24 protein-coding genes and 1 tRNA gene are annotated in these 23,948 nt (G+C 51.0%); 16 read left to right on the top strand and 9 right to left on the bottom strand.

The genetic code is table 11. The features are described 5' to 3' along the window. Positions 1-154: 154 nt before the first annotated feature. From PKO02S_RS25655 to dnaA, 8 genes are all read right to left on the bottom strand, one after another. Positions 155-1,201, bottom strand: a complete 1,047-nt coding sequence (locus tag PKO02S_RS25655) for an HD-GYP domain-containing protein (RefSeq protein WP_127587579.1) — start codon at positions 1,199-1,201, stop codon at positions 155-157. A gap of 104 nt (positions 1,202-1,305) precedes the next feature. After that, entirely contained in the window at positions 1,306-3,762 is a 2,457-nt protein-coding gene (gyrA, locus tag PKO02S_RS25650) for a DNA gyrase subunit A (protein ID WP_127587576.1), read from the bottom strand. 15 nt (positions 3,763-3,777) lie between these two features. Beyond that, on the bottom strand, positions 3,778-5,691 hold the full coding sequence (gyrB, locus tag PKO02S_RS25645; RefSeq protein ID WP_127587574.1) for a DNA topoisomerase (ATP-hydrolyzing) subunit B: 1,914 nt from the start codon (positions 5,689-5,691) through the stop codon (positions 3,778-3,780). An 8-nt stretch (positions 5,692-5,699) separates the two neighbouring features. Continuing rightward, entirely contained in the window at positions 5,700-5,981 is a 282-nt protein-coding gene (gene remB, locus PKO02S_RS25640; RefSeq protein ID WP_127587572.1) for an extracellular matrix regulator RemB, read from the bottom strand. A gap of 26 nt (positions 5,982-6,007) precedes the next feature. Further along, positions 6,008-7,114 (bottom strand): DNA replication/repair protein RecF, encoded by a 1,107-nt coding sequence (gene recF, locus PKO02S_RS25635; protein ID WP_127587570.1) that lies wholly within the window; start codon positions 7,112-7,114, stop codon positions 6,008-6,010. 11 nt (positions 7,115-7,125) lie between these two features. Beyond that, positions 7,126-7,341, bottom strand: a complete 216-nt coding sequence (yaaA, locus tag PKO02S_RS25630) for a S4 domain-containing protein YaaA (RefSeq protein WP_127587568.1) — start codon at positions 7,339-7,341, stop codon at positions 7,126-7,128. Positions 7,342-7,354: 13 nt separating this feature from the next. Then, entirely contained in the window at positions 7,355-8,500 is a 1,146-nt protein-coding gene (gene dnaN / locus PKO02S_RS25625) for a DNA polymerase III subunit beta (protein ID WP_127587566.1), read from the bottom strand. A 163-nt stretch (positions 8,501-8,663) separates the two neighbouring features. Continuing rightward, the gene (gene dnaA / locus PKO02S_RS25620; protein WP_127587564.1) at positions 8,664-10,028 is read right to left on the bottom strand and encodes a chromosomal replication initiator protein DnaA; all 1,365 of its coding nucleotides are present in this window, start codon (positions 10,026-10,028) and stop codon (positions 8,664-8,666) included. Positions 10,029-10,522: 494 nt separating this feature from the next. On the opposite strand from dnaA, the gene rpmH reads away from it, so the two are divergent. The 12 genes from rpmH to PKO02S_RS25560 all read left to right on the top strand — a co-directional run bounded on the left by rpmH (position 10,523) and on the right by PKO02S_RS25560 (position 21,522). Continuing rightward, positions 10,523-10,657: a 50S ribosomal protein L34 gene (gene rpmH / locus PKO02S_RS25615; protein ID WP_127587562.1), complete on the top strand. Its 135-nt coding sequence runs from the start codon at positions 10,523-10,525 to the stop codon at positions 10,655-10,657. Between the two features lie 137 nt (positions 10,658-10,794). Beyond that, complete coding sequence (gene rnpA, locus PKO02S_RS25610; RefSeq protein WP_127587560.1) at positions 10,795-11,145, top strand: ribonuclease P protein component; 351 nt, start codon at positions 10,795-10,797, stop codon at positions 11,143-11,145. A 201-nt stretch (positions 11,146-11,346) separates the two neighbouring features. Further along, a complete protein-coding gene (gene yidC / locus PKO02S_RS25605; RefSeq protein ID WP_127587586.1) occupies positions 11,347-12,054 on the top strand; it encodes a membrane protein insertase YidC in 708 nt (235 codons plus the stop codon). Further along, positions 12,051-12,668 (top strand): RNA-binding cell elongation regulator Jag/EloR, encoded by a 618-nt coding sequence (jag, locus tag PKO02S_RS25600; protein ID WP_127587558.1) that lies wholly within the window; start codon positions 12,051-12,053, stop codon positions 12,666-12,668. Before yidC ends, jag begins: the two co-directional genes overlap by 4 nt. A gap of 93 nt (positions 12,669-12,761) precedes the next feature. Then, positions 12,762-14,138, top strand: coding sequence for a tRNA uridine-5-carboxymethylaminomethyl(34) synthesis GTPase MnmE (gene mnmE / locus PKO02S_RS25595; protein WP_127587556.1), 1,377 nt, complete (start codon positions 12,762-12,764; stop codon positions 14,136-14,138). 28 nt (positions 14,139-14,166) lie between these two features. Then, on the top strand, positions 14,167-16,059 hold the full coding sequence (gene mnmG, locus PKO02S_RS25590; RefSeq protein ID WP_127587554.1) for a tRNA uridine-5-carboxymethylaminomethyl(34) synthesis enzyme MnmG: 1,893 nt from the start codon (positions 14,167-14,169) through the stop codon (positions 16,057-16,059). Positions 16,060-16,062: 3 nt separating this feature from the next. After that, entirely contained in the window at positions 16,063-16,791 is a 729-nt protein-coding gene (gene rsmG / locus PKO02S_RS25585; RefSeq protein WP_127587552.1) for a 16S rRNA (guanine(527)-N(7))-methyltransferase RsmG, read from the top strand. A gap of 242 nt (positions 16,792-17,033) precedes the next feature. Further along, positions 17,034-17,852, top strand: coding sequence for a nucleoid occlusion protein (noc, locus tag PKO02S_RS25580; protein WP_127587550.1), 819 nt, complete (start codon positions 17,034-17,036; stop codon positions 17,850-17,852). Between the two features lie 208 nt (positions 17,853-18,060). Beyond that, positions 18,061-18,822 carry a ParA family protein gene (locus tag PKO02S_RS25575; protein WP_127587584.1) on the top strand — a complete coding sequence of 254 codons (762 nt, stop codon included), beginning with the start codon at positions 18,061-18,063 and terminating at the stop codon, positions 18,820-18,822. Then, positions 18,815-19,675 (top strand): ParB/RepB/Spo0J family partition protein, encoded by an 861-nt coding sequence (locus PKO02S_RS25570; protein ID WP_127587548.1) that lies wholly within the window; start codon positions 18,815-18,817, stop codon positions 19,673-19,675. Before PKO02S_RS25575 ends, PKO02S_RS25570 begins: the two co-directional genes overlap by 8 nt. Positions 19,676-19,826: 151 nt before the next feature. Further along, positions 19,827-20,990 carry an aminotransferase class V-fold PLP-dependent enzyme gene (locus tag PKO02S_RS25565; RefSeq protein ID WP_127587546.1) on the top strand — a complete coding sequence of 388 codons (1,164 nt, stop codon included), beginning with the start codon at positions 19,827-19,829 and terminating at the stop codon, positions 20,988-20,990. A gap of 31 nt (positions 20,991-21,021) precedes the next feature. Then, positions 21,022-21,522 (top strand): DUF4446 family protein, encoded by a 501-nt coding sequence (locus PKO02S_RS25560; protein ID WP_127587544.1) that lies wholly within the window; start codon positions 21,022-21,024, stop codon positions 21,520-21,522. Here PKO02S_RS25560 and yyaC read toward each other — a convergent pair. Continuing rightward, entirely contained in the window at positions 21,500-22,108 is a 609-nt protein-coding gene (gene yyaC, locus PKO02S_RS25555) for a spore protease YyaC (RefSeq protein ID WP_127587542.1), read from the bottom strand. The two genes, PKO02S_RS25560 and yyaC, sit on opposite strands and share 23 nt — an antisense overlap. Before the next feature lie 106 nt (positions 22,109-22,214). Here yyaC and PKO02S_RS25550 point away from each other — a divergent pair, with 106 nt between their 5' ends. From PKO02S_RS25550 to PKO02S_RS25535, 4 genes are all read left to right on the top strand, one after another. After that, complete coding sequence (locus tag PKO02S_RS25550; protein WP_127587540.1) at positions 22,215-22,469, top strand: putative Se/S carrier protein; 255 nt, start codon at positions 22,215-22,217, stop codon at positions 22,467-22,469. Between the two features lie 27 nt (positions 22,470-22,496). Beyond that, the gene (locus tag PKO02S_RS25545; RefSeq protein ID WP_246067403.1) at positions 22,497-23,381 is read left to right on the top strand and encodes a mechanosensitive ion channel family protein; all 885 of its coding nucleotides are present in this window, start codon (positions 22,497-22,499) and stop codon (positions 23,379-23,381) included. Positions 23,382-23,435: 54 nt separating this feature from the next. Further along, entirely contained in the window at positions 23,436-23,651 is a 216-nt protein-coding gene (locus tag PKO02S_RS25540) for a DUF951 domain-containing protein (RefSeq protein WP_127587538.1), read from the top strand. Between the two features lie 86 nt (positions 23,652-23,737). Continuing rightward, positions 23,738-23,828 (top strand) — tRNA-Ser (locus PKO02S_RS25535). Positions 23,829-23,948 lie beyond the last annotated feature (120 nt).

The raw sequence follows: 23,948 nt of genomic DNA, 5'->3' as shown, positions 1-23,948 counted from the left end.
TTCTTCAGGACAACCTTCCAAAAGCGACCAGATCAATATATCACATTCGCCTACTTCATTGCAAGTACTTTTTTCTAAAGTTCTTGTAAGTCGCTTGCTCAATGACCCGCTCCGAAGAGGCGAAATCTAATATATCACGGCTATCAGCCTAGTGTCAAGACATGACTTCCTGAATAAATAATTTGCGGTCGACGGCCAAATTGATGATCGTCCCGCCTACATTCACCATCGGCCGAGTCGGATGCGCCCGGTCGGTGAATATGATTTCACCCACCCGATTGTCGCTAAGTCGCACAACGGTGCCTTGATGGAACTGCGTCACCTTATTGATGAACGTCTGCACAAGCGTAGGATCGAGTTTCCCGAAGGAATCCTTCGTCAGCTGCTCCAACACGATATAAGGCGATTCCGCCTTCTTATACGTACGCGCACCGGTCATCGCGTGGAAAATATCCGCCACCGCCACGACCTTCGCATAAGGGTGGATGTTATCGCCCTTGAGCGCCAGCGGATAGCCCGAGCCGTCTTCCTTCTCATGATGCTGCAGGGCGCATAGCTTGACGCCTTCGTTAATAGAAGGAACGTTCTTCAGAATTTGATAGCCGTACACCGTATGCTTGCGCATTTCTTCAAGCTCGGCGGTCGTGAGTCGGGTAGGCTTCTCCAGAATAACAGAGTCGATCTTCACGTTCCCAATATCATGCAGCAACCCTGCCAAGGCGATAGGCATCAAATCTTTGGTCGTAAATCCATGCCACTTGGCGAGCTGATAGGAAGTTAAAGCCACCATGATGCTGTTATGGTAAATGTATTCCGACATGCCCATCGTTTTGGGCGAAAATTTCAACACGTGGTAATGCTGGATCTTGGAAAGAAGCGCCTCCATCGTGTTCCGAATGTCCAGAACGGGCAAGTTGGCGCCGGCCATCGCGTTCCGGAAAACCCGCTTCAGCAACTGAAGGGTGTTGTGATACTCTATGTAAAAAGGCAGCTCGCTCTCTTCTTCTTTGACCTCGCCGCGCTCTCCATCCTCCTCAATCACTTCAATATCTACATAAGGGATCATGAAGGCTCGAAGAATTTCGATCTCTCTTGGGGCGATGACTCGGCCCTTGTGAAACAAGATGTTGCCCAGTTTGGTAAGGACATCTTCAATCAACTTGTCTCCGCTGTTCAGTTGGGATACGGGAACAACCGCCATACTCTCCCCCACCTCGTTTAGTTCGTACTACCTATTGTAAGACAAAAAGGATTGGTATGTAAGACCAATCCTTAATTTATTTTTACAGTATGCACATGTAGAGACTACTCTTCGCCTTCTTCTTCGGCGACGTTCTCTTCGCTCTTCTCCACTCGGGTAACGGTCGCTACTTCGTCCTCTTCCCGTGTATGAATCAAGCGAACGCCTTGCGTATTGCGCCCCATCGTGTTGATCCCATCCATGCTCATACGAATGATTGTGCCTGAAGCGGTAATGATCATCAGGTCTTCATCGTCGCGGACGACCTTGAGGCTAATGACCGAACCGTTCTTCGACGTCACGTTCAGCGTCTTGATCCCCTTGCCTCCACGAGACTGAATCCGATACTCGGCCATCGGGGTACGCTTCCCGTAGCCCTTCGAGGTTACGATCAATACGTCATGAGCCATGTCGACGACATCCATATCAATGACAGCATCATCTTCGGAAATGTGAATGCCCTTCACGCCTGTCGCGGAACGGCCCATCGGACGCACATCTTGTTCTGGAAAACGAATGGAGATGCCTTGTTTGGTCCCCATAATGATCTCCTGGTTGCCATCCGTCAGCTTAACCCCGATCAGATCGTCGTCCTCACGAAGATTGATCGCGATGAGGCCGCCCTTGCGAATATTCGAATAGTCGTCGAGCGGGGTTTTCTTGACGATCCCGTTCTTCGTCGCGAAGAACAAGTACTGATCGGATCCGAATTCCTTCACCGGAATAACCGCATTGACCGTCTCGCCCTGCTCGATCTGAATCAAGTTGATGATCGGCGTGCCGCGTGCCGTCCGGCTGAGCTCCGGAATCTCGTAAGCTTTCAACCGATAGACCTTCCCTTTGTTCGTGAAGAACATCAGGTAGTGGTGCGTATTCGTAACGAACAAATGTTCGACAAAGTCATGCTCTTTCGTATCCATCCCTACGACGCCTCGTCCGCCTCGCTTCTGGCTGCGGTAGGTCGTAACCGGTAGACGCTTGACATATCCGGTATGCGTGACCGTAATGATGACATCCTCTTGCGGAATAAGATCCTCGTCTTCAATGCTGTCCTCGCCGATCGTGATCTCGGAGCGACGTTCGTCGCCGAACTTGTCCTTGATCTCCCTCAGCTCGTCGCTGATGATACCTAGAATCAACTGCTCACTCGCCAGGATGGCACGATACTCGGCGATCTTCGCCAGCAATTCGGCATACTCCGCCTCGATCTTCTCGCGCTCCAAGCCGGTCAGGCGCTGCAGACGCATATCGAGAATCGCCTGCGCCTGCTCGTAGCTAAGCGCGAACCGCTCCATCAAGCCGTCTCTCGCTTCTTCCGTCGTCCGGGAGGAGCGGATCAAGGCGATGACTTCATCCAGATGGTCGAGCGCTATGCGTAACCCTTCGAGGATATGCGCCCGGGCTTCAGCCTTCTTCAGGTCGAATTCGGTCCGGCGGCGAATGATTTCCTTCTGATGCTGCAAGTAGTGATACAGCATGTCTTTCAAATTCAATACTTTCGGCTCGCCGTTCACTAGAGCCAGCATAATCATGCCAAAATTGGACTGCATCGGCGTATGCTTGTATAGGTTGTTCAAGACGACATGCGGATTCACATCGCGGCGAAGCTCGATTACGATGCGCATCCCGTTGCGGTCGGACTCGTCGCGCAGGTCGGTAATGCCGTCGATCACTTTGTCGCGAACGAGATCGGCGATTTTCTCGACCAGCCTCGCCTTGTTGACCTTGTATGGAATCTCGTAAACGATAATGCGAGCTTTGTTGTTGTTCTCTTCGATATTGACCTTGGCCCGCATCGTGACGGAGCCGCGGCCGGTCGTATAAGCGGAACGAACACCCTCCCGGCCCATAATGTAGGCGCCTGTAGGGAAGTCCGGGCCCTTGATCGACTCCATCAGCTCGATCGGAGTCACGTCCGGATTCTCGATAAGCTGCTGAACGGCGTCGATCACTTCGCCCAGGTTATGGGGCGGAATACTAGTGGCCATCCCGACCGCAATCCCGTACGAACCGTTCACCAACAAGTTCGGGTAACGGGAAGGCAATACGGAAGGCTCCGATTCTTCGCCGTCATAGTTCGGAACAAAATCGACGGTTTCCTTCTGCATATCGCGAAGGAGCTCCATCGAAATCTTGGACAGACGAGCTTCGGTATACCGCATCGCCGCCGCGAAATCGCCGTCGATGGAGCCGAAGTTGCCGTGGCCGTCGACGAGCATTTTGCGGTACGTGAAGTCCTGCGCCATCCCGACCATCGCTTCGTAAACGGAAGAATCCCCGTGCGGATGGTATTTGCCGATGACTTCGCCGACGATTCTCGCCGACTTCTTGTATGGCTTGTCCGACGTCATGCCCAGTTCGGACATCGCGTACAGGATCCGGCGATGCACCGGCTTCAGGCCGTCGCGGACATCGGGCAATGCCCGGCTCACGATGATGCTCATCGCATAAGCCATAAACGACGTGTGCATCTCTGTGCGGATATCTATTTCTCTAACTTCCGAGCGTTTCTCTTCAGCCATGGGTTACCTCCAGCATTAAATATCCAGGTCCTTCACGTACCGTGCATGCTCTTGAATAAACTCGCGCCGCGGCTCGACATTGTCGCCCATCAGGGTGTCGAAGATCGCGTCAGCCTCAATCGCATCTTGGATACTAACCTGCAGCAGCGTGCGGCTTTCCGGATCCATCGTCGTCTCCCACAATTGCTCCGGGTTCATCTCGCCTAGACCTTTGTACCGCTGAATATTCACTTTGCCGTTCTCGCCGCCCATCTCTTCCACAATCGCGGCACGCTGCTTGTCATCATAAGCGTAGCGAACGGTTTTGTTCCGCTCCAGCTTGTACAGCGGCGGTTGGGCGATGTAGATATAGCCGGTTTCGATAATTTTGCGCATGTACCGGTAGAAGAAAGTCAGGAGCAACGTACGGATATGCGCCCCATCCACGTCGGCATCCGTCATGATAATGATCTTGTGGTAACGGGCCTTCGCAATGTCGAAATCGTCGCTGATCCCAGTGCCGAGCGCCGTAATGATCGCGCGAATCTCGAGGTTCGAGAGGATCTTGTCCAATCTCGCCTTCTCGACGTTCAGAATTTTCCCCTTCAGCGGCAGAATCGCCTGGAAGTGCCGGTCGCGGCCTTGTTTGGCCGAACCGCCGGCGGAGTCGCCTTCCACCACGTACAGCTCGCTGATCGAAGCGTCGCGGGATGAGCAGTCCGCCAGCTTGCCCGGCAGAGAGCTCACCTCGAGCACACTCTTACGGCGAGTTAACTCGCGAGCTTTGCGAGCTGCCTCACGAGCGCGGGCGGCCTGGATGCCCTTCTCGAGAATTTTGCGCGCGACGGCAGGATTCTCGTCGAGGAATTCCTGCAGCTTCTCGGCGAACAGAGACTCGACGATGCCGCGCACTTCGCTGTTGCCAAGCTTCGTCTTCGTCTGACCCTCGAACTGCGGATCCGGGATCTTCACGGAGATGATCGCGCTCAAGCCTTCCCGCACGTCGTCGCCTGACAAATTCGCGTCATTGTCCTTCAGCGAGTTCGTCTTGCGGGCGTAGTCGTTCAGAATTCGGGTGAGCGCGCTCTTGAAGCCTGATTCGTGCGTACCGCCCTCGTGCGTGTTGATGTTGTTGGCGAACGAATAGATGTTCTCGGTGTAGCTGTCGTTGTATTGGATCGCAATCTCTACATGGATATGATCGCGGTCGCCTTCGACATAGATCGGCTTCTCGTGGACCGCTTCCCGATTGCGGTTCAAGTACTCGACGAAGGAGACGATCCCCCCGTCGTACTTGAAGGAATTGCTCGTGTCCGTACGCTCGTCTATGAGATGAATCTCAATCCCCTTGTTCAGGAACGCCAGCTCGCGAATCCGGGATTGGAGAATATCGTAATCGTATTCGGTCGTCTCGGTGAAAATCTCGGGGTCCGGCTTGAACGATACTATGGTACCGGTCTCCTCCGTTTCCCCGACCACCTTGAGATCGTATTGCGGCGCGCCGCGGCGGTATTCCTGCTGGTGGATCTTGCCTTCGCGCTTAACGGTAACGCATACCGCTTCGGAGAGCGCGTTCACGACGGATACCCCTACCCCGTGCAAGCCGCCGGACACTTTGTAGCCTTCTCCGCCGAATTTGCCTCCGGCATGAAGAACCGTCAGAACGACTTCGACCGTCGATTTCTTCAGCTTGACGTTTTCCCCTACGGGTATACCGCGGCCATTGTCCGTTACGGTAACGCTGTTGTCTTTATGAACGGTCACGACGATTTTATCGCAATACCCGGCGAGCGCCTCGTCGATACTGTTGTCTACTACTTCCCAAACCAAATGGTGCAGCCCTCTCGGGCCCGTCGACCCGATGTACATCCCCGGTCGTTTACGGACCGCTTCGAGGCCTTCCAGAACTTGAATCTGGCTTTCATCATAAGCGTGCTGATTGGTAGTCACTTTCCGGGTCACCTACTTCTCTGATTTGAAAAAGCTTCGATCTCGTTGGCCAAGAGCACTTGGGCCCGTTTCTTCAATGTGGCGGAGGATACCGGAGAGTAGTATACCTTCGTCTGGGTGACGACGAGCGACTTGCATTCTTCTTCGCCGATCACTTCCACGTTTCGCTCTTTTTGGGCATGCTGAATAAAATGTTTGGATATTTTGGACGACTTCTCGATCGAGAGATCGAAGATCGCAATCAGCTCGGAAGAGCGAATAATTTTTTCTCCGCCTAAATGAATAAACATGGGACCATCTCAGCTCCTAAGCAATATCAGACCAGTTTCCCGTCCTGCACATGAAAAATCGCAGCGTGGTTCAGCCTGTCCAGCTTGATGCTCTCGATTCCGGTTGTCGTAATGAACGTCTGCACCTTGCCCTGGAACGTCTCGATCAATTGGGTCTGTCGATGACTGTCGAGCTCGGACAAAACGTCGTCAAGCAGGAGAACCGGATATTCCCCCACTTCCTCGCGAATGCATTCAATTTCGGCCAGCTTGAGCGACAGTGCCGTCGTCCGCTGCTGCCCTTGGGAACCGAAGGTTTGAACGTCCTTCTCGTTGATCAAGAACGTCAAATCGTCGCGGTGCGGACCGTATAAGGTCATGCCCCGTCTGACTTCCTGGTCTTTGGCCTGTGATAACTTTACCATAAATTGATCAAATAAAACAGATTGTTGTGCCGAATCGTCGAATTCGAAGGAGGGGAGGTAGCGGATTCGCAGCTGTTCGTACCCGTTAGTGATGCCTTCATGGATCGTTTCCGCCCAAACTTGCAGCTTTCTTATAAAGCTTTGACGTTTTTTCATAATTTTAATACCAAATTGAACCAACTGCTCGCTCCAAATGTCCAATTGGCTCCCCAAGGCCGGCTGACCGTACATTTGCTTGAGCAAATTATTGCGCTGAGCAAGCACCTTCTGGTACTGCGATAAGTCGTACAAGTAAGCCGGGTGCACCTGCCCGATCTCCATGTCCAGAAATCGTCGGCGTACACCCGGCGCCCCTTTTACAATCTCCAAATCTTCCGGCGCAAACATCACTACGTTGAGCGTCCCTATGAAATCGCTCAGCTTCTTCTGCTCGAGTCCGTTGATCTTAGCTCGTTTACCCTGGGCCGTTACTTGCAGATCGAGCGTCACCGCTCCGTACCGTTTGTCGATTTCCCCGTGGATAAGCGCTTTCTGCCCTGCCCAGCCGATCCATTCCTTGTCCTGATGCGTCCGGTGGGACTTGGTGAGGGCCAGCACATACATCGATTCGAGCAAATTCGTTTTCCCTTGGGCGTTGTTGCCGACAAACAAATTGATATTGGCCGATGTCGAAAATTCCAGGCTGTCATAGTTGCGGTAGTTGCTGAGAGTCAGCTTCTTCAGGAACAAGCGGCTCCCCCCTATTCCCGAACGACCTCGAAACGGCCGCAGCCTTCCACATCGACGACATCGCCGTTATACAGCTTGCGCCCTCTCCGATTGTCGGCCGTTCCGTTGATCGTAATTGTCCGTTCTTGGAGAAAAGGCTTCGCTTGACCGCCGGTCGAGATGCAATCCGCCAGCTTCAGAAACTGCCCCAAGGCGATATATTCGGTGTTGATTTCGATTCGTTTCATTCGTTCGCTCCGTTCATCCGGTTGTCCGGTACGGCATGATCAGATGCAGCATATTAGCGTGATCTTCCGGTTTCATAATGATTGGTTGCATCGGACCTCGGAAGCCCATCGAGATGTAGTCGCTGTCGATAACTTTGAGCGCGTCCAGCATATATTTGGAGTTGAACGAGATGCCGATCAGGTCGCCGTTCAGCTTGTGCACGTCAATGCTCTCGGTCACTTTGCCCAGCTCCGAGGAACTGGAGGAAATCTCAACCGTGTGCTCGTCTTTCATAATCAGCTTCACGATATTCGTCTTCTCTTCCTTCGACAGCAAGTAGGCGCGGTCGATCGCATCGGCCAGCTTGCGCGTATCGATCGTCATCTCCGTACTGAACGAAGACGGGATCAGCTTTGCTGTGTCCGGGTAGGTACCGTCGAGAATGCGGGTAAAGAACAAGATCGTGTCCAATTTGAACAGCACTTGGTTGTCCGCTACGACGATATCGACGAGCATGCTCTGATCGGGCAGCAGCTTGTTTAGCTCGTTCAAGCTTTTTCCAGAAATGACAATGTTCGTACGCGGGTTCCATTGCTCGCTCGATTCGATCAGCGCTTCTCGGCTCGCCATCCGCAAACGATCGCAAGCGATCAGCTTCAGCTCGTTGGCTTCGAACGTCCAGAGAACGCCGGTCAAGATCGGGCTTGTCTCGCTCGTGGAGACGGCGAACGTCGTTTGGCGGATCATCGTCTTCAGCAGGTCGCTGGAGATCGAGATTTTGTGGTCCTCCTCCAAAACCGGCAGCAGCGGGTATTCTTCCGGATCCAGGCCGACCAATTGAATCTCGGCGGTACCCGACCGGATCCACATCAGGAATAGGTCCTTTACTTCGATCTCGACACGTTCCGACGGCAGCTTGCGGATCATCTCGGAGAAGAACCGCGCCGGCACGACGACACTACCTTCGCGAAGCACTTGGACGACTTCGATGCCGTTTTTCTCTTTCGCTACGAAACTTTGAATGGAAATCTCGGTATCGCTTGCAGTGAAGGTCACACCTTTGGAGGTCACATCTATTTTAATGCCCAGGAGGATCGGAATCGTCGCTTTTTGGGATACGGCCTTGAACACTTGTTGAATCGCTTCGTTCAGTTGATCTTTCAAAATATAAAGTTTCATTTCGTCACTCCCACGGTTCTATTAGGCGAAGCCTTTTCATAATTATATAGGTTTAAAATCTTTTTAGTAGTAGTAGGGGGCCTGAATATGTGGATATGTGGGTTGAAGCCTTAATAAGTAAGCCTATCCACATGTGAATAGTTTGTGTATAGGCTTCCGATCGTCAAGCAGACGGGTTTTTAATTTTTTCGGTTATGTTGTGGACAATTTTGTACAGCTCTTGATCCTGTTGGACGGCGTTGGAAATTTTCTCGTGCGCATGAATGACGGTGGTGTGGTCGCGTCCGCCGAAAGCGTCTCCGATCTTCGGCAGCGAATAGTCCGTCAGCTCGCGGGACAAGTACATGGCGACTTGCCGCGGAAATGCGACAGCTTTGGTGCGCTTGCGCGCCTTGAAATCCTCGATCTTCAACCCGTAGAACTCCCCTACGCGCATCTGAATGTCCTGGATCGTAATCATTCTCGGACGGCTGGACGGGATGATGTCCTTGAGCGCTTCTGCCGCCAGATGGGCCGATATGTCTTGATTGATGAGCGATGAATACGCTACGACACGGATTAGCGCGCCCTCGAGCTCGCGGATGTTCGTATCAATCTGATTCGCTATGTAGACCATCGCTTCGTTCGGGATGTCGAGATTCTCCGCCTTCGCCTTCTTGCGCAGAATCGCGATCCGCGTCTCCAAGTCCGGCGGCTGGATATCGGTTGTGAGCCCCCACTCGAAACGGGAGCGCAGTCGCTCTTCCAGTGTCGGAATTTCCTTGGGCGGCCGGTCGCTGGAGATGATAATATGCTTCCGTTCCTCGTGCAGAGCGTTAAATGTATGGAAAAATTCCTCTTGGGTTTGTTCTTTTCCGGCCAGAAACTGAATATCGTCAATTAATAAGTAGTCGATATTGCGGTATTTGTGTCGAAAGCTCTCGCCTCTGTTGTCGCGGATCGCGTTGATGAACTCATTCGTGAATTTCTCGGAGGACAGATACATGACACGGGCATTCGGATTGTGCTCCAGCACGTAGTTGCCAATCGCGTGCATGAGATGGGTCTTGCCCAGCCCTACTCCGCCGTACAGGAACAACGGATTGTAGGACTTGCCGGGCGCTTCGGCCACAGCCAAACAAGCCGCATGCGCGAACCGGTTGCCGGCTCCGATGACGAATGTATCGAATGTGTACTTCGGGTTGATCATATTATAGATGGAATCTTCCGGTGGTACGGCCGGTTTGGGCGATTGGGGCGCCGGCGCCGGAGAATTCTTGACGGAGGCGTGCGGCTCCAGCTCTTGAAGCGTAAACGACAGCTCCACGTCGCGGCCCAATACTTCATATACGGTGTTGCGAATCATCTTCGAATAGCGGTTCTCGAGCCACTCCTTGGCGAAATTGTTAGGAGCGCAGATGACCAAAGATTTGTCCGTAAACACAGCCGCACGGGTTGATTTGAGCCACGTGTCGAAGCTGGGTTTGCTCAATTTGGTCTGGATGATGGACAACACTTGCTGCCATAAATCCTGTATGTGACCATCCACAGTTTGTTCACTCCTTCTTACGCGAGCCTTGCAAGTACAAGTCAGTCCTTGTCAGTCCTGGAGGGATCGTGTCGAAATTTATCCACATAACTACATCGCATTGGAAGAGCTGCAATAACAGTCGGGGGTTTTGTTCACAAAGTTATCCACATGCTGTTAATAAGTTGAGGAATTTCGAAGATTGTACACAACCGAAAACAATATCATGATAGCAGAATAAAGCCTTGGTTTCAACGCAATTCGGCGATTTATCCACATTTTCAATCCCTTGTGTATCAAAGTTGTCAACAGCACAAGATATTGTTTATTATTTGTGTAAAATCGACAAAATCAGCCTGCTTCGACAATATAGTTTATGCACAGGTGGATAATTCAGATGCTTCATTTTGCCAGCGCGGAATTGGCATTGACTTTTGCATGGGGAAATGGTTTAATAGTTAAGTGTGTTTTTAGAGTATCAACTGGAAGTGGAATTCCTTGAGGGGGTGCAATAGATGGGTCCGACGTTTAAACCGAATGTAAGCAAGCGCGCAAAGGTTCACGGGTTCCGTGCCAGAATGAGCACGAAGAACGGTCGCAAAGTGCTGAAAGCCCGCCGTCAAAAAGGCAGAAAAGTAATTAGCGCTTAATCGAAGGCCACTTGCGAAGTGGTCTTTTTTTTCTGTCAACCGGCTGCGGATAGGCGTTCGACCAACGGGTTTATATAGGATGTATTGTGTTTAGAATAAGAAGTAGTGAGCAATCGAGAAATTGATGGTGATGGATCGTGCAAAAGGAGCTCCGACTGGCGAAGCGGGAAGACTTCAACAAGGTGTACCGATTCGGCAAATCGAATGCCAATTTTCAATTTGTCGTCTACAGTTTGCCGCAATCGAAAATTGAAAAGTTCCGTGCCGGCATTTCGGTCAGCAAGAAGGTGGGTAACGCCGTCGTCCGCAATCGGATCCGGCGCGTGGTGAAGGAAATTCTTCGTCTGAATGCAGACAAGATAAAGCCTCGCTTCGACTTGGTCATAATCGCTCGCAAGCCGGCCGCCGACATGGAGTACAGGGAGATGGAGAAAAGCTTGCTCCACGCCTTGAAACGCGCGTCCGCGCTCAGGTCCAAGACGGAATAATAAAGTTTCTTTTACCCCCCAGATTGTGGTATAGTGTTGTTAAAATTGTCCGTGCGGCTGTGCCGCTTACGGTTTTCAGTTCGCTCGGTTGACGATGTCCTCCGCCGCCTTTGGTGTGGAATCGTTTTCCTTGTTATGAAGGTTAGGAGGAAGCTGATTTTGACCCGTCGTCGTATAACAACATTAGCTTTGCTGGTTCTCATGGTCCTCGTTCTTGCGGGATGCGGCACTATGGATCCGGAGAAGAACCCGATCAACCCGGCTAACGGATTTTGGGACAAGTTCTTCATTTACCCGCTGTCTACATTGATGGATTGGTTCGCCGAATTGTTGTGGAATCAATATGGACTGTCTATCTTGATTGTTACGATTTTGATTCGATTCCTGGTTCTGCCGCTGACGCTCAAGCAATACCGGAGCTCCAAGAAGATGCAGCTGATCCAGCCGGATATGAAGAAAATCAAAGAGAAGTACAAGGACGATCCGAAGAAGCAGCAGGAAGAGACGATGAAGCTGTTCCAGCAAAACGGCGTCAACCCGTTGGCCGGTTGTTTGCCGCTGCTCGTGCAGATGCCGGTTCTGATTGCGCTCTATCACGCGATTATGCGGAACGGTGAGATCCATCACCATGAATTCCTGTGGATGCAGCTTGGAACGCCGGACCCGTTATATATATTGCCCACTATAGCGGCATTGACCACATTTTTGCAGCAAAAGATGATGTCCAGTCAGATGCCTTCGCAGATGCAGGCGCTGCTGTTCATTTTTCCGGTTATGATTTTCGTCATGTCGATGAATTTCGCATCCGCTTTGCCGCTTTACTGGATTTACAGCAACTTGTTCACCATCGTGCAGTCTTATTTTCTCTATGGTCGATCATCGAACAATAAGGGTGGCCAATTGAAATGAAAAAGATTGTTGTTGCGGGGAAAACGATCGAAGACGCTGTGAGGAACGGTCTGACTCAATGGAAGACGACGGGGGATCGGGTGAAAGTCCAGGTCCTCGAGCAGCCCAGTAAGGGTTTGTTCGGTCTGATCGGTTCGAGGGAAGCGAAGGTGGAGCTCGAGTGGATCCCGGATCCGATCGAGGAAGCGATGGCTTTTCTGAAAGATGTCTTCCGGACGATGCTCCTTGATGCAGATCTGGATACGTTGGATACCCCGGACGGGATCAAGCTGAACATCTATGGCAGCGAGCTCGGGATTTTGATAGGTCGTCGAGGGCAGACGCTGGATTCCTTGCAGTATTTGGTCAACATCGTAGCCAATCGGTATTCCACTTCGCATGTGAGAATCGTGCTGGATGCCGAGAGCTTTCGGGAGCGCAGGAAGCAGACATTGGAAGAGTTGTCCGACCGGCTGGCCAAACGTGTGATGCGCACACGCAAGGAAGTCGTGCTGGAGCCGATGTCCCCGCAAGAACGTAAAGTGATCCATTCGCAATTACAGAATCATCCGAACGTCAAGACTTACAGCAAGGGCGATGATCCGAACCGGAGAGTCGTCATCGCGCTTCGTTGAACTCATATGAGCATGCAATGACTTCAGGCAGAGTCATTGCTTTTTTCATATTACAGGGGTCGCTGGGTTCGTTCGGAGAAGAGGTGATCTCACATGTTAACGGACACAATCGGAGCTATTTCGACACCTCTCGGCGAGGGGGGGATTTCGGTCATCCGCGTAAGCGGGCCGGATTCGGTCGAGGCGGTCGGTCGTTTGTTCCATTCCAAGACGAAGCTGAACGATGCGGCGACGCATACGGTTCATTATGGTTTTGTGAAAGATCCTGCCACAGGGGAAAAGGTAGAGGAAGTGCTGGTCACGCTGATGCTGGCGCCGCGTTCTTTTACGATGGAGGATGTGGTGGAGGTCAGCTGTCACGGCGGGTTGATTTCGGTCAAGAAAGTGCTCGAGCTTATCCTGGACCAAGGTGTACGGTTGGCGGAGCCCGGGGAATTCACGAAGCGAGCGTATCTGAACGGACGTATTGATTTGACGCAGGCGGAGGCGGTTATCGACCTGATTCGAGCAAAGTCCGATCGTGCATTCAAGGTGGCGCTGAAGCAGGTGGAAGGGACCTTATCCCGGCAGGTGAAGGATTTGCGGCACAGCTTGGTCGAGCTGATGGCGCATATCGAGGTCAATATCGATTACCCGGAGCATGATGTAGAAGAGTTGACGAGCAACTATATTAGGGAACGTTCGCATCAGGCGATTGAGCATATAGACCGATTGTTGAAGACGGCTGGGCAAGGGAAGGTGCTTCGCGAGGGGATCGTGACGGCTATAGTAGGGAGGCCCAACGTAGGGAAGTCTTCTTTGCTGAATGCGTTGGCCCAGGAAAATAAGGCGATCGTCACGGATATTCCCGGCACGACTCGCGATATTGTCGAAGAGATCGTGAATGTGAACGGCATTCCGCTGCGTTTGCTCGACACGGCCGGCCTGAGGGAAACGGATGATGTCGTAGAGCAGATCGGAGTCGAGAAGTCGCGAAATGCGCTATCGGATGCGGATCTGATTATCCTGGTGTTGAATCGGAATGAGCCGCTGCACGATGACGAACGTGAGCTGCTGGCACAGATTGCCGGTCGTCAAAGCTTGGTCGTGCTGAACAAAACGGATTTGCCAGCGGAGCTGGAGGAATCGGTTGTGCAGCAGTTCGTCCCTGTGGAGCGTATCGTCCGGATGTCGGTTAAAGAAGAGCTCGGCATGGATGATCTGGAGGCGGCGATCGGGGTGCTGTTTTTCAGCGGGCAGGTAGAGGGGAACGATCTCACGTACGTGAGCAATGTGCGGCATATTCATTTGTTGAAGAAAGCTAGACGTTCTCTGGAGGATGCCATTCAAGCGAGTGAAACGTTTGTCCCGATCGATCTGATCCAGATTGATGTACGCGGGGCATGGGAGAGCTTAGGGGAAATGATCGGCGATTCGGTTGGGGAGTCTTTAATTGATCAAATTTTTTCGCAGTTTTGTTTGGGGAAATAGAGGTAGGGTTGTGAAGGAGGGATTTAGAATGAGCGGATATGTGGCAGGACAATACGATGTGATCGTCATTGGAGCTGGGCATGCCGGATGCGAGTCAGCACTGGCTGCTGCGCGTATGGGCTGCGAGACGCTGCTGCTGACGATTAACTTGGATATGGTCGCGTTTATGCCGTGCAATCCTTCGATCGGGGGGCCGGCCAAAGGGCATGTCGTGCGTGAAATTGATGCGCTTGGCGGTGAGATGGGGCGTAACATTGACAAGACGTTTATCCAATTGCGGATGCTCAATACCGGGAAAGGTCCGGCGGTGCATGCGTTGCGTGCGCAAGCGGACAAATTTTTATATCAGCATACGATGAAAGAAACGATTGAGAAGCAGGAGAAGCTGACGCTTCGTCAAGGGATGGCGGAGGAGCTGATCGTGGAGAACGGCGCCTGTACAGGAGTCGTGACGAAGACGGGCGCGCAATATAAGGCGAAGGCCGTCGTTTTGACAACAGGTACTTATTTGCGCGGTAAGGTGATTATGGGCGAACTGATGTACGAGAGCGGTCCGAACAACCAGCAGCCTTCTGTGAAGTTGTCGGAATCGTTGCGGACGTTGGGTTTTGATCTGGTGCGCTTCAAGACAGGTACACCTCCTCGCGTGCATAAGGATTCGATCGATTTCTCGAAGACGGAGATACAGCCTGGCGATGAGGATCCGAAGTTTTTCTCGTATGAGACCACATCCTCTACGACGAGCCAGCTCCCGTGTTGGTTGACCTATACATCCGGTTCGACGCACGAGATTATCAACAACAATTTGCACCGCGCGCCGATGTTCTCGGGAGCGATCGAAGGGACCGGACCGCGTTATTGTCCGTCGATCGAGGATAAGATTGTTCGGTTCAGCGACAAGCCGAAGCATCAAATTTTCCTAGAGCCGGAAGGCCGCTATACCTCGGAGTATTACGTGCAGGGGTTGTCGACCAGTATGCCGGAGGACGTACAGCTGCAAATTTTGCGCTCGATTCCGGGGCTGGAGAAGGTGGAGATGATGCGTACAGGTTATGCGATCGAGTACGATGCGGTCGTTCCAACGCAGCTGTGGCCATCGCTGGAGACGAAACGTTTGCCTGGGCTGTTCACGGCGGGGCAGATCAACGGAACGTCGGGATATGAAGAAGCGGCCGGGCAAGGCATCATGGCGGGCATCAATGCGGCGCGGAAGGTGCAGGACAAGGAGCCGGTCATCCTGGACCGCTCAGAGGGCTATATCGGCGTCTTGATCGATGATCTCGTCACGAAAGGAACTAGCGAGCCTTATCGGTTGCTGACATCCAGAGCCGAATACCGGTTGTTGCTGCGGCATGATAATGCAGATCTACGCCTCACCCCGATCGGGCATGAGATAGGATTGATTACCGAGAGCCGGTATGAACGTTTTCTCCATAAGAAGAAGATGGTGGAGCAAGAGATTGAGCGATTGAAGACGACTAAGATTCGTCCGGAGCCGGAAGTACAGCAGTTGCTTACGGAGGCGGGGACGGTTCCGCTCAACAACGCCGTCGATTTGATTTCGCTCTTGCGGCGTCCGGAGATCACATATGCGCATATTGAGAAAATGTCGGCCCCGGAGCTGGAGCTGTCGGATGAGATGAAAGAGCAAGTGGAAATTCAAATTAAATACGAAGGCTATATCGAGAAGCAGCTGGCGCATGTCGAACGAATGGCGAAGATGGAGAAAAAGCGTATTCCGGAAGATATCGAGTACAAGGCGATTCACGGGTTGGCGAACGAAGCGAAGCAGAAGCTCGCGGACATTCGACCGATTTCCATCGGTCAAGCGTCGCGCATTGCCGGTGTGACACCAGCCGACATTTCGATCCTGCTAGTGTATTTGGAGCATTACAACAAAGTCGTAGCGTCTCGAGGGTAACGGATGGATCAAGATCAAGTTAAACAACAATTCGAAGAGCTGCTGACCGCCAAGCAGCTCGATTTGTCTGCAGAGCAGTGGGAGCGATTTGAGCTGTATTATAGGGAGCTCGTAGACTGGAACGAGAGGATGAATTTAACGGCAATCACAGATAGAGAACAAGTGTTCGTTAAACATTTTTACGATTCAATCTCGTTGTCGTTCTACGTGCCGCTCCAATCGATTGCGAGTATGGCGGATATCGGTTCTGGGGCCGGGTTTCCGAGCATTCCCCTAAAGATTATGTTTCCGCACTTGAAGGTGACGATTGTCGATTCGTTGAATAAACGAATTGGATTTCTGAATGCATTGGTGACTCGTTTAGGTTTGTCGGATGTCAGTTGTTTGCATGGTAGAGCGGAGGATGTGGCGCGGAAGTCCGAGCATCGGGATCAATATGATTTGGTGACTGCACGTGCGGTAGCCAGACTCAGCGTGTTGAATGAATTTTGTTTGCCTTTCGTCAAAACCGGCGGTTTGTTTGCAGCGATGAAGGGATCCGATTTGCCGGATGAATTGAAAGAGGCTAAAATAAGTTTGCGGGAATTGAAGGGTGAGGTGGAGGCTTCTCATCAATTCGAACTTCCGGTGGAGCATTCGACTCGTCATATTGTCTGTATTCGCAAGAAAGCTGCCACACCAGCTAAATACCCAAGAAAAGCTGGAACTCCGTTGAAGCAACCTTTAGTATAAGGCTAGTGCTTATGAAGGAATGTTCCACGTGAAACATAAAGCTTGATGAACATTGATCAATTCAGATTGACTTGTTCTTCAAGCTTTTTCATTGGAGATTGTGAATTGTTCATAATTGAAAAGCAGGAAATTGAGAGTTTCCGGAGAATTTTAATAGAGTAGAAAAATACATAAATGCAATATCTATGACGTGCTTGTGCTTGGAGAGTATGTAATTCAAAGATTGGGTGATAAGACACAATATGAAAGAGCAAATATCCAAATTATTTGGATTATCAGATCGAGCAACCGGTGAAGAAATCAAACATATCCCAGTAGGCGAAATCGTCTCCAGTCCGTATCAACCTCGGACCATCTTCGATGACGAGCGGATTGACGAACTCTGTCAGACGATCAAGACGCATGGCGTTATTCAACCTATTGTTGTTCGTGTGCGAAATCAAAAATTCGAATTAATCGCGGGTGAGCGTCGCTGGAGAGCCGTCAAGAAGCTAGGGATGGATACGATTCCGGCTATTGTTCGAGAAATCAACGATTCCCAAGCGGCATCGATTGCCTTGATCGAAAATTTGCAGCGCGAAGGTTTAACCTCCATTGAAGAAGCGGTCGCCTATGAGCAGTTAATGACGATACATGACTTGACTCAAGAAAGCTTAGCTCAGCGTTTAGGGAAAAGCCAATCTACAATTGCGAATAAAATCAGATTGCTGCAGCTTCCTGATTTTGTGAAGCAGGTTTTGTTGGAACGCAAAATTACGGAGCGGCACGCCAGAGCCCTACTGTCCCTTGATACGGAAGAGCAACAGATGAGGGTACTTGAGGATATCATCACGAAAGAGCTCAATGTGAAACAGACGGAAGCTCGAGTAGCTTTTTATAAAGAATCGGCGAAGCTGAAGAAGAACAAACGGATTACGTTCTCTAAAGACATTCGTCTTGCTTTGAATACGATACGTCAATCGGTAGAGATGGTAGCCGGGACAGGTCTTACAATTAAAACGGATGAGAAAGATCACGACGATCATTACGAATTTATTATTCGGATCCCGAAGAAAAAATGATAATGGACTGTTAATAAGCTCCGAAAAGGAGCTTTTCTTTTGTCCGCGCGTGCATTTGGTAAAAATGTGATTTCATTGCGTAGAAATAGGCGAAATGTCCTGCTTTCAAGGTGAATGTGCGATTGGATTATGGTATAGTGAATTTATACTTTTTTCTAGAAAACTATGAGTTTCATTGTTTGATAGGATTTCATTTGAGGTGAACGAGTTGTCTAAGATTATTGCGATTACGAATCAAAAGGGTGGCGTGGGGAAAACCACCACCTCTGTGAATTTAGGAGCATCGCTGGCCACATTGGGAAAGCGCGTGCTGCTTGTGGATATCGACCCCCAAGGAAATACAACGAGTGGGATTGGCATCAACAAAGCTGATGTAACTTATTGTATCTATGATGTGCTGATCAATGATGTGCATCCGAAGGATGCGATTGCGGAAACGTCGATTCCGAATCTGAAGATTATTCCGGCAACGATCCAACTCGCAGGAGCGGAGATAGAACTGGTTCCTACTATTTCGAGAGAAGTTCGGTTGAAGAAGTCGCTTCATCTGATTAAGCACATGTTCGACTACATACTGATCGATTGTCCTCCGTCGCTTGGCATTCTGACGATCAACTCCCTTACGGCTTCCGATTCCGTCATCATTCCAATCCAATGCGAATATTACGCGCTGGAAGGATTAAGCCAGTTGCTGAACACAGTGCGTCTTGTACAGAAACACCTCAATACAACACTGCAGATTGAAGGTGTTTTGTTGACGATGTTTGACGCTCGTACGAATTTAGGTATTCAAGTGATTGAAGAAGTGAAAAAGTATTTTCAACAAAAGGTGTATCAAACGATCATCCCTCGCAATGTTCGCTTGAGCGAAGCCCCTAGCCATGGTCAGTCGATTATTACTTATGATCCGAAGTCCAAGGGAGCGGAAGTGTACATGGAACTGGCAAAGGAAGTGATCTCGTATGAATAAACGGGCAGGATTAGGACGAGGGCTGGATGCATTGATTCCTTCACTGGATGTGAAAGAGGACGACAAGGTCATCGAAATCTCGCTTAAGGAACTGCGGCCCAATCCGTATCAGCCTCGTAAAACATTCAATCAAGATTCAATCAGCGAATTGGCTGCTTCCATTAAAGAGCATGGAGTCATACAGCCAATCATTGTTCGTTCCGTGTTGCGTGGATATGAGATCATCGCTGGAGAGCGCCGATTCCGGGCTTCGCAGCAGTCGGGTCTTGAAAGAATTCCGGCGGTTGTGCGCAAGTTCACCGATCAGCAAGTGATGGAAATTGCGTTGATTGAGAATGTGCAGCGGGAAGATTTGAACGCAATTGAGATTGCAAATGCCTATCAAGCGTTGGTTGATCAGTTTTCTTTGACGCAAGAGGAGTTGTCTGTGAAGGTAGGGAAGAGTCGATCTCATATTGCTAACTTTCTCCGGTTGCTTCAACTCCCAGATGAAATCAAACAACATGTTTCACGTGGAACAATTTCCATGGGACATGCAAGAGCGATTGCCGGCGTGAAGAACGATAAGCAGAAAAAAGAGTTGGCGGAGCAAACAATTAAAAACGAGTGGAGCGTCCGGCATCTGGAAGACTTTATCAAAACGCTGGATGAGCCGCAGCCGAAGGAAAAGCCGAAAGAAATCAGCAAACGGAAAGATCCGTATATCGATCAGCTGGAAGAAAATTTGCGAAATCGTTATCGGACAACCGTTAAAATCAAACATAGCAACAACAAAGGAAAGATCGAGCTTCTGTATTATTCCAAGGATGATTTGGAAAGATTGCTCGAGCTGCTTGAGGGGAAAATAAGCTAAATAAGGCATTGCGCAAACAGTGTCTTGCTCACAAAGGAACATGCCCAGATCTCGATTAGCAGGCTCGGATAGCGCATCTAAGCTTCCGAATCGGATCGAATCCAGGTGTGTTTTTTCGTCAAAAGCGATAAGCAGAAAGGAGGAACAACACATGTCGTCGGTTCTATACTTCGATCATGCGGCAACTTCTTGGCCAAAACCACAAGGCGTCGTAGATGCGATGGTGAAATGCATGCAGGAGTATGCAGCTAATCCCGGGAGAGGCAGTCATCAGATGGGGGTGAAGGCAAGCCGTACGCTGTTCGAGGGTCGAAAGGTATTGGCGCAGTTGTTCCATGTAGCGAATCCGAATGACATTTCCTTCACGCTCAATACGACCTCTGCCTTGAACATCGCAATCAAAGGGTATGTGAAGCCCGGGGATCACGTGATTTGCACGGCGGTTGAGCATAACTCCGTTAGGCGCCCATTGGAGTATTTGAAAAGCCGTAACCAGATTGAAGTCAGCTATGCAGAGACGAATGCGAAAGGATCGATCGATCTTCAAAAGCTGGAAAAATTGATTCAACCGAATACAACGCTGATGATTTGCAATCATAGCTCCAATCTGCTCGGATCTATTCTTCCGCTCGAGCCGATCTCGCAGCTGATGAAGAAGCACGGAGTGAAGCTGCTGCTCGATGCGGCTCAATCCGCTGGCGTGCTCGACATTGATGTGCAGGCGATGGGGATCGATATGCTGGCGTTTCCAGGGCACAAAGGGCTGCTCGGGCCGCAAGGCACAGGGGGCTTATACATATCGCCGGAGTTGGATGTGGAACCGCTGCTGCATGGAGGTACCGGCAGCCAATCGGAAGCAACCGAACAGCCGAAGGTTAGGCCGGATCGGTATGAGGCCGGGACACCGAATACGCCGGGTATCGCCGGATTGGTAGAGGGTGTCAAGACAATTCGAAGTGAGACGGTGCAGCGAATTCATACGAAAGAATGGCACCAGATTCAGACCTTGATGGAGGGACTGTTGAGCATTCCTGGGATCACTCTGTATGGACCTGAATTAGGGGAAGACAAGACCGGCATTACGGCATTCAATGTGAAACATGCGGAAGCGTCCGAGGTGGCTTTTATTCTTGACCAGTCGTTTCAGATTGCCGTTCGAGCGGGTTATCACTGTACACCGTTAGCGCATGAAACGGCGGGCACCTTTGGAAGTGGGGCGGTAAGAGCCAGTATCGGGTATTCGACGACGGATGCTGAAATCGAACAATTTATCCGAGCCATTCAAGAAATCAGTCGGCATTACAACCAAGTGTGAACCCATACAGAAGAAAGAAGGACATGCGGAAATGAGTGAGGAAGAGTGGTGGGTGTCGCCGGATTTGGTCGCGGTGATCATGCTAGGCGCAGGGGTTATCGTACTGGTTCTGTTCATACTGATCATCGTGTTATGGGTGAAGCTGAATCGGCTGCGCCGTAAATACGTCCATATGATGAATGGCGGCAGCGCAGATAACATGGAGGAGCTACTGATCCAGATCCAAGAGCGGTTGAGCCTTGGTGAAATGGCATCTACTCAACAACAAAACCGCCTCTCCGGGATCGAGGCGGCTCTGCGCAAAATGAAGGCCAAGGTTGGGATGCACCGCTATAATGCGTTCGGCGATCGAGGGAGCGATCAGAGCTTCTCGATTGCGATCGTGGATGAGGAACGAGACGGTGTGGTGCTGACCGGGATTCACAGCCGGGACGAGACGTATCTATATGCGAAGCCGCTGGAGAGGGGGCAATCGACTTACACGTTGTCTCCAGAGGAGAAGGAAGCGATCAATCGATCCTCGGGTAGCTAAGCGCATGAATGCGATGACTGAGGAGCAAGGAGCGGAACAACGTACGGGCGATGATCTCGGACATGTTCATCACTAGGCTGAGTCGGGTGTTCTGGAGGACGAAATATTCCATGAACCCGCCGACATTGACGATGCCGGTCAGATGCATGTCGCCCACCGGGCTAAGCTCCTTCTGCACACCGGCACCCGGCTTTACCGGCCCATCCGCTACAGTGATTTGTCCGACGCTCGTCATTTGCCCCAAACAGGCATCGACGGCGACTATGTAAGCATCCGGGAACAAATGTTCTATGTTCTGCATCGTCTCGTTCAAGTTCATTGCGTGGACCGGATCGTTCAATGTACCGAATACATGGAGCCCGGTATAATGATGCTTGGCGAGATGCATGCCTACTAGCGGACCCAGGGAATCGCCCGTCGAGCGGTCGGTTCCGATACAGACGAAGACGATGTTCTTATAGGCCGGAACTTGTATGAAATGATCGTAGAGCAGCTGAGTCAAAGTTTCCGACACGTTAGGGTCTGCATAATTGAATTTGGCAGATAAGGGCTCCGGCTTGTTCGAGAAGCCTAACGAGAACTTCATACGCTACCTCCGCGGGACTTTTAATTTTTACTAGTATACGGATAATAGAGAGAATTTATACGTGAAAGATAGACAGATTCGGTCGGCTGGAAAGGAGTTTTGCAGGATGTATGAGGATAATCTGGTCATTGCGTTTGATTCCACCCAGCAGGCGTTGCGGACGGAAATGCTGCTCGAGTATGCGGAGATCGAAATCGACATTCGGCCTACTCCAAAAGAGATCACAGCCGGCTGTGCGCTCAGCATTGAGTTTCCAGGCCGTCACTTGGCTCAGGTAAGGCAAATCCTTCGGGACGAGCATGTGGAGCTCAGAGGCATCTTCCAGCCGCTGGAGAGCGGAGGGTACGCTGAGCTGCAATAAAGAGGGAGTAAGAGGAGGGCGAGCAAGATGGAACAAACGTTGGCGGGAAGGAATCCCTTGGCGATGGAGTACGGCAATTGGTCGTGGGAGCATTGGAAGACGGAAATTTGGGACGTGGTCTCGTCGCCCGGGTTCTGGTTCCATTATGGAATGATTGTTTGGAAGCTTGCGCTGATTTTAATAGTAGGACGATTTATTCGGCGGATGTCGACCAGGGCGTTGAATCACATTCTGATCGATCGCGAGAAGACGCCGGCTCATTTTAACCCGAGAAGGGCGAAGACGTTAGGAAAGCTGCTTAGCAATGTAATCTCGTATACGGTCAATTTCATCGTGATTATGATGGTGCTGAACCAATTCGGCTTTAATCTGGCTCCATTGCTGGCAGGCGCGGGAGTCATCGGGTTAGCGATCGGTTTCGGGGCGCAGAGTCTGGTGAAGGATGTGATTACCGGGTTCTTCATCATTTTCGAAGATCAATTTGCAGTGGGAGACGTTGTCCAGATTGGTGCATATAAAGGAACGGTTGAAGAGATCGGCATTCGCGTGACGCGTGTCCGCAGCTGGACCGGGGAAACGCATATTATTCCGAACGGCTCGATTGCGCAAGTGACCAACTTCTCGGTCCATAACTCGATGGCGGTGCTGGATATCTCGGTCGCTTATGATGCAGATATTGATGCGGCGATCGAATTGATTCGCAAGACGTTGCATGAGGGCTATAAAACCAACGATAATATGGTGGGAGATCCGAAGATTCTCGGCGTCCAGTCAATGAACGCGACGGAGGTCGTGATCCGGGTAATCGCGGAGTGCAAGCCGAACTCGAATCCGGCCGTTACGCGCCTGATGAATGCTTGGATCAAGAAAGCGTTCGACGAGAAGAGCATCAAGTTTAGGACGCAGGTGTAGATTCAGGGTTGGGTTGACAAGGGCGGTATCAATAAAGAGCGGAGGGGAGACGAAATGGAGCGGAAGCAGTTTCAATTAGGTGACGTCGTCCTGATGAAGAAGCCCCACCCGTGCGGGACGAACGAATGGGAAGTGATTCGCATGGGCATGGATATCCGAATCAAGTGTGTCCATTGCAAGCATAGCGTGCTCATTCCGAGGCTGGAGTTTGAGAAAAAGATGAAGAAGGTGCTTCGCTCCGCCGGCGGTGCGGGTTCCCCTGAATCTTGAAATCTTGAACAAAAAGCTTGCACGAACTAAGGATCGTATGGTACAATGCTTTTTGTCCGCATTTTCTATGCGGCAAGGGCTACCGCGGAAAGATACCCAAGAGGCCCAAGGGGGCTGACTCGAAATCAGCTAGGCGTCGCAAGGCGTGCGTGGGTTCGAATCCCACTCTTTCCGCCATACATAACAAAACCACCACCCGATTGGGTGGTTTTTTAACATAATAGAAAGTTTAAATCCTTTACAGAGCTAAAGCGTAAGGGTGTGCTTGCGAAGCGTGGTTAGGGGTAGCACTCATGA

The sequence above is a fragment of the Paenibacillus koleovorans NBRC 103111 genome (assembly GCF_004000845.1).
GTDB lineage: Bacteria > Bacillota > Bacilli > Paenibacillales > NBRC-103111 > Paenibacillus_AA > Paenibacillus_AA koleovorans.
This window is presented reverse-complemented; position numbering and strand designations above follow the sequence as displayed.

Coding starts and splice junctions, on each gene's coding strand:
- PKO02S_RS25655 (WP_127587579.1), bottom strand. CDS start 1,201: ATGGCGGTTGTTCCCGTATCCCAACTGAACAGCGGAGACAAGTTGATT.
- gyrA (WP_127587576.1), bottom strand. CDS start 3,762: ATGGCTGAAGAGAAACGCTCGGAAGTTAGAGAAATAGATATCCGCACA.
- remB (WP_127587572.1), bottom strand. CDS start 5,981: ATGTTTATTCATTTAGGCGGAGAAAAAATTATTCGCTCTTCCGAGCTG.
- yaaA (WP_127587568.1), bottom strand. CDS start 7,341: ATGAAACGAATCGAAATCAACACCGAATATATCGCCTTGGGGCAGTTT.
- dnaN (WP_127587566.1), bottom strand. CDS start 8,500: ATGAAACTTTATATTTTGAAAGATCAACTGAACGAAGCGATTCAACAA.
- rpmH (WP_127587562.1), top strand. CDS start 10,523: ATGGGTCCGACGTTTAAACCGAATGTAAGCAAGCGCGCAAAGGTTCAC.
- yidC (WP_127587586.1), top strand. CDS start 11,347: ATGGTCCTCGTTCTTGCGGGATGCGGCACTATGGATCCGGAGAAGAAC.
- jag (WP_127587558.1), top strand. CDS start 12,051: ATGAAAAAGATTGTTGTTGCGGGGAAAACGATCGAAGACGCTGTGAGG.
- mnmE (WP_127587556.1), top strand. CDS start 12,762: ATGTTAACGGACACAATCGGAGCTATTTCGACACCTCTCGGCGAGGGG.
- mnmG (WP_127587554.1), top strand. CDS start 14,167: ATGAGCGGATATGTGGCAGGACAATACGATGTGATCGTCATTGGAGCT.
- rsmG (WP_127587552.1), top strand. CDS start 16,063: ATGGATCAAGATCAAGTTAAACAACAATTCGAAGAGCTGCTGACCGCC.
- noc (WP_127587550.1), top strand. CDS start 17,034: ATGAAAGAGCAAATATCCAAATTATTTGGATTATCAGATCGAGCAACC.
- PKO02S_RS25570 (WP_127587548.1), top strand. CDS start 18,815: ATGAATAAACGGGCAGGATTAGGACGAGGGCTGGATGCATTGATTCCT.
- PKO02S_RS25565 (WP_127587546.1), top strand. CDS start 19,827: ATGTCGTCGGTTCTATACTTCGATCATGCGGCAACTTCTTGGCCAAAA.
- PKO02S_RS25560 (WP_127587544.1), top strand. CDS start 21,022: ATGAGTGAGGAAGAGTGGTGGGTGTCGCCGGATTTGGTCGCGGTGATC.
- yyaC (WP_127587542.1), bottom strand. CDS start 22,108: ATGAAGTTCTCGTTAGGCTTCTCGAACAAGCCGGAGCCCTTATCTGCC.
- PKO02S_RS25550 (WP_127587540.1), top strand. CDS start 22,215: ATGTATGAGGATAATCTGGTCATTGCGTTTGATTCCACCCAGCAGGCG.
- PKO02S_RS25545 (WP_246067403.1), top strand. CDS start 22,497: ATGGAACAAACGTTGGCGGGAAGGAATCCCTTGGCGATGGAGTACGGC.
- PKO02S_RS25540 (WP_127587538.1), top strand. CDS start 23,436: ATGGAGCGGAAGCAGTTTCAATTAGGTGACGTCGTCCTGATGAAGAAG.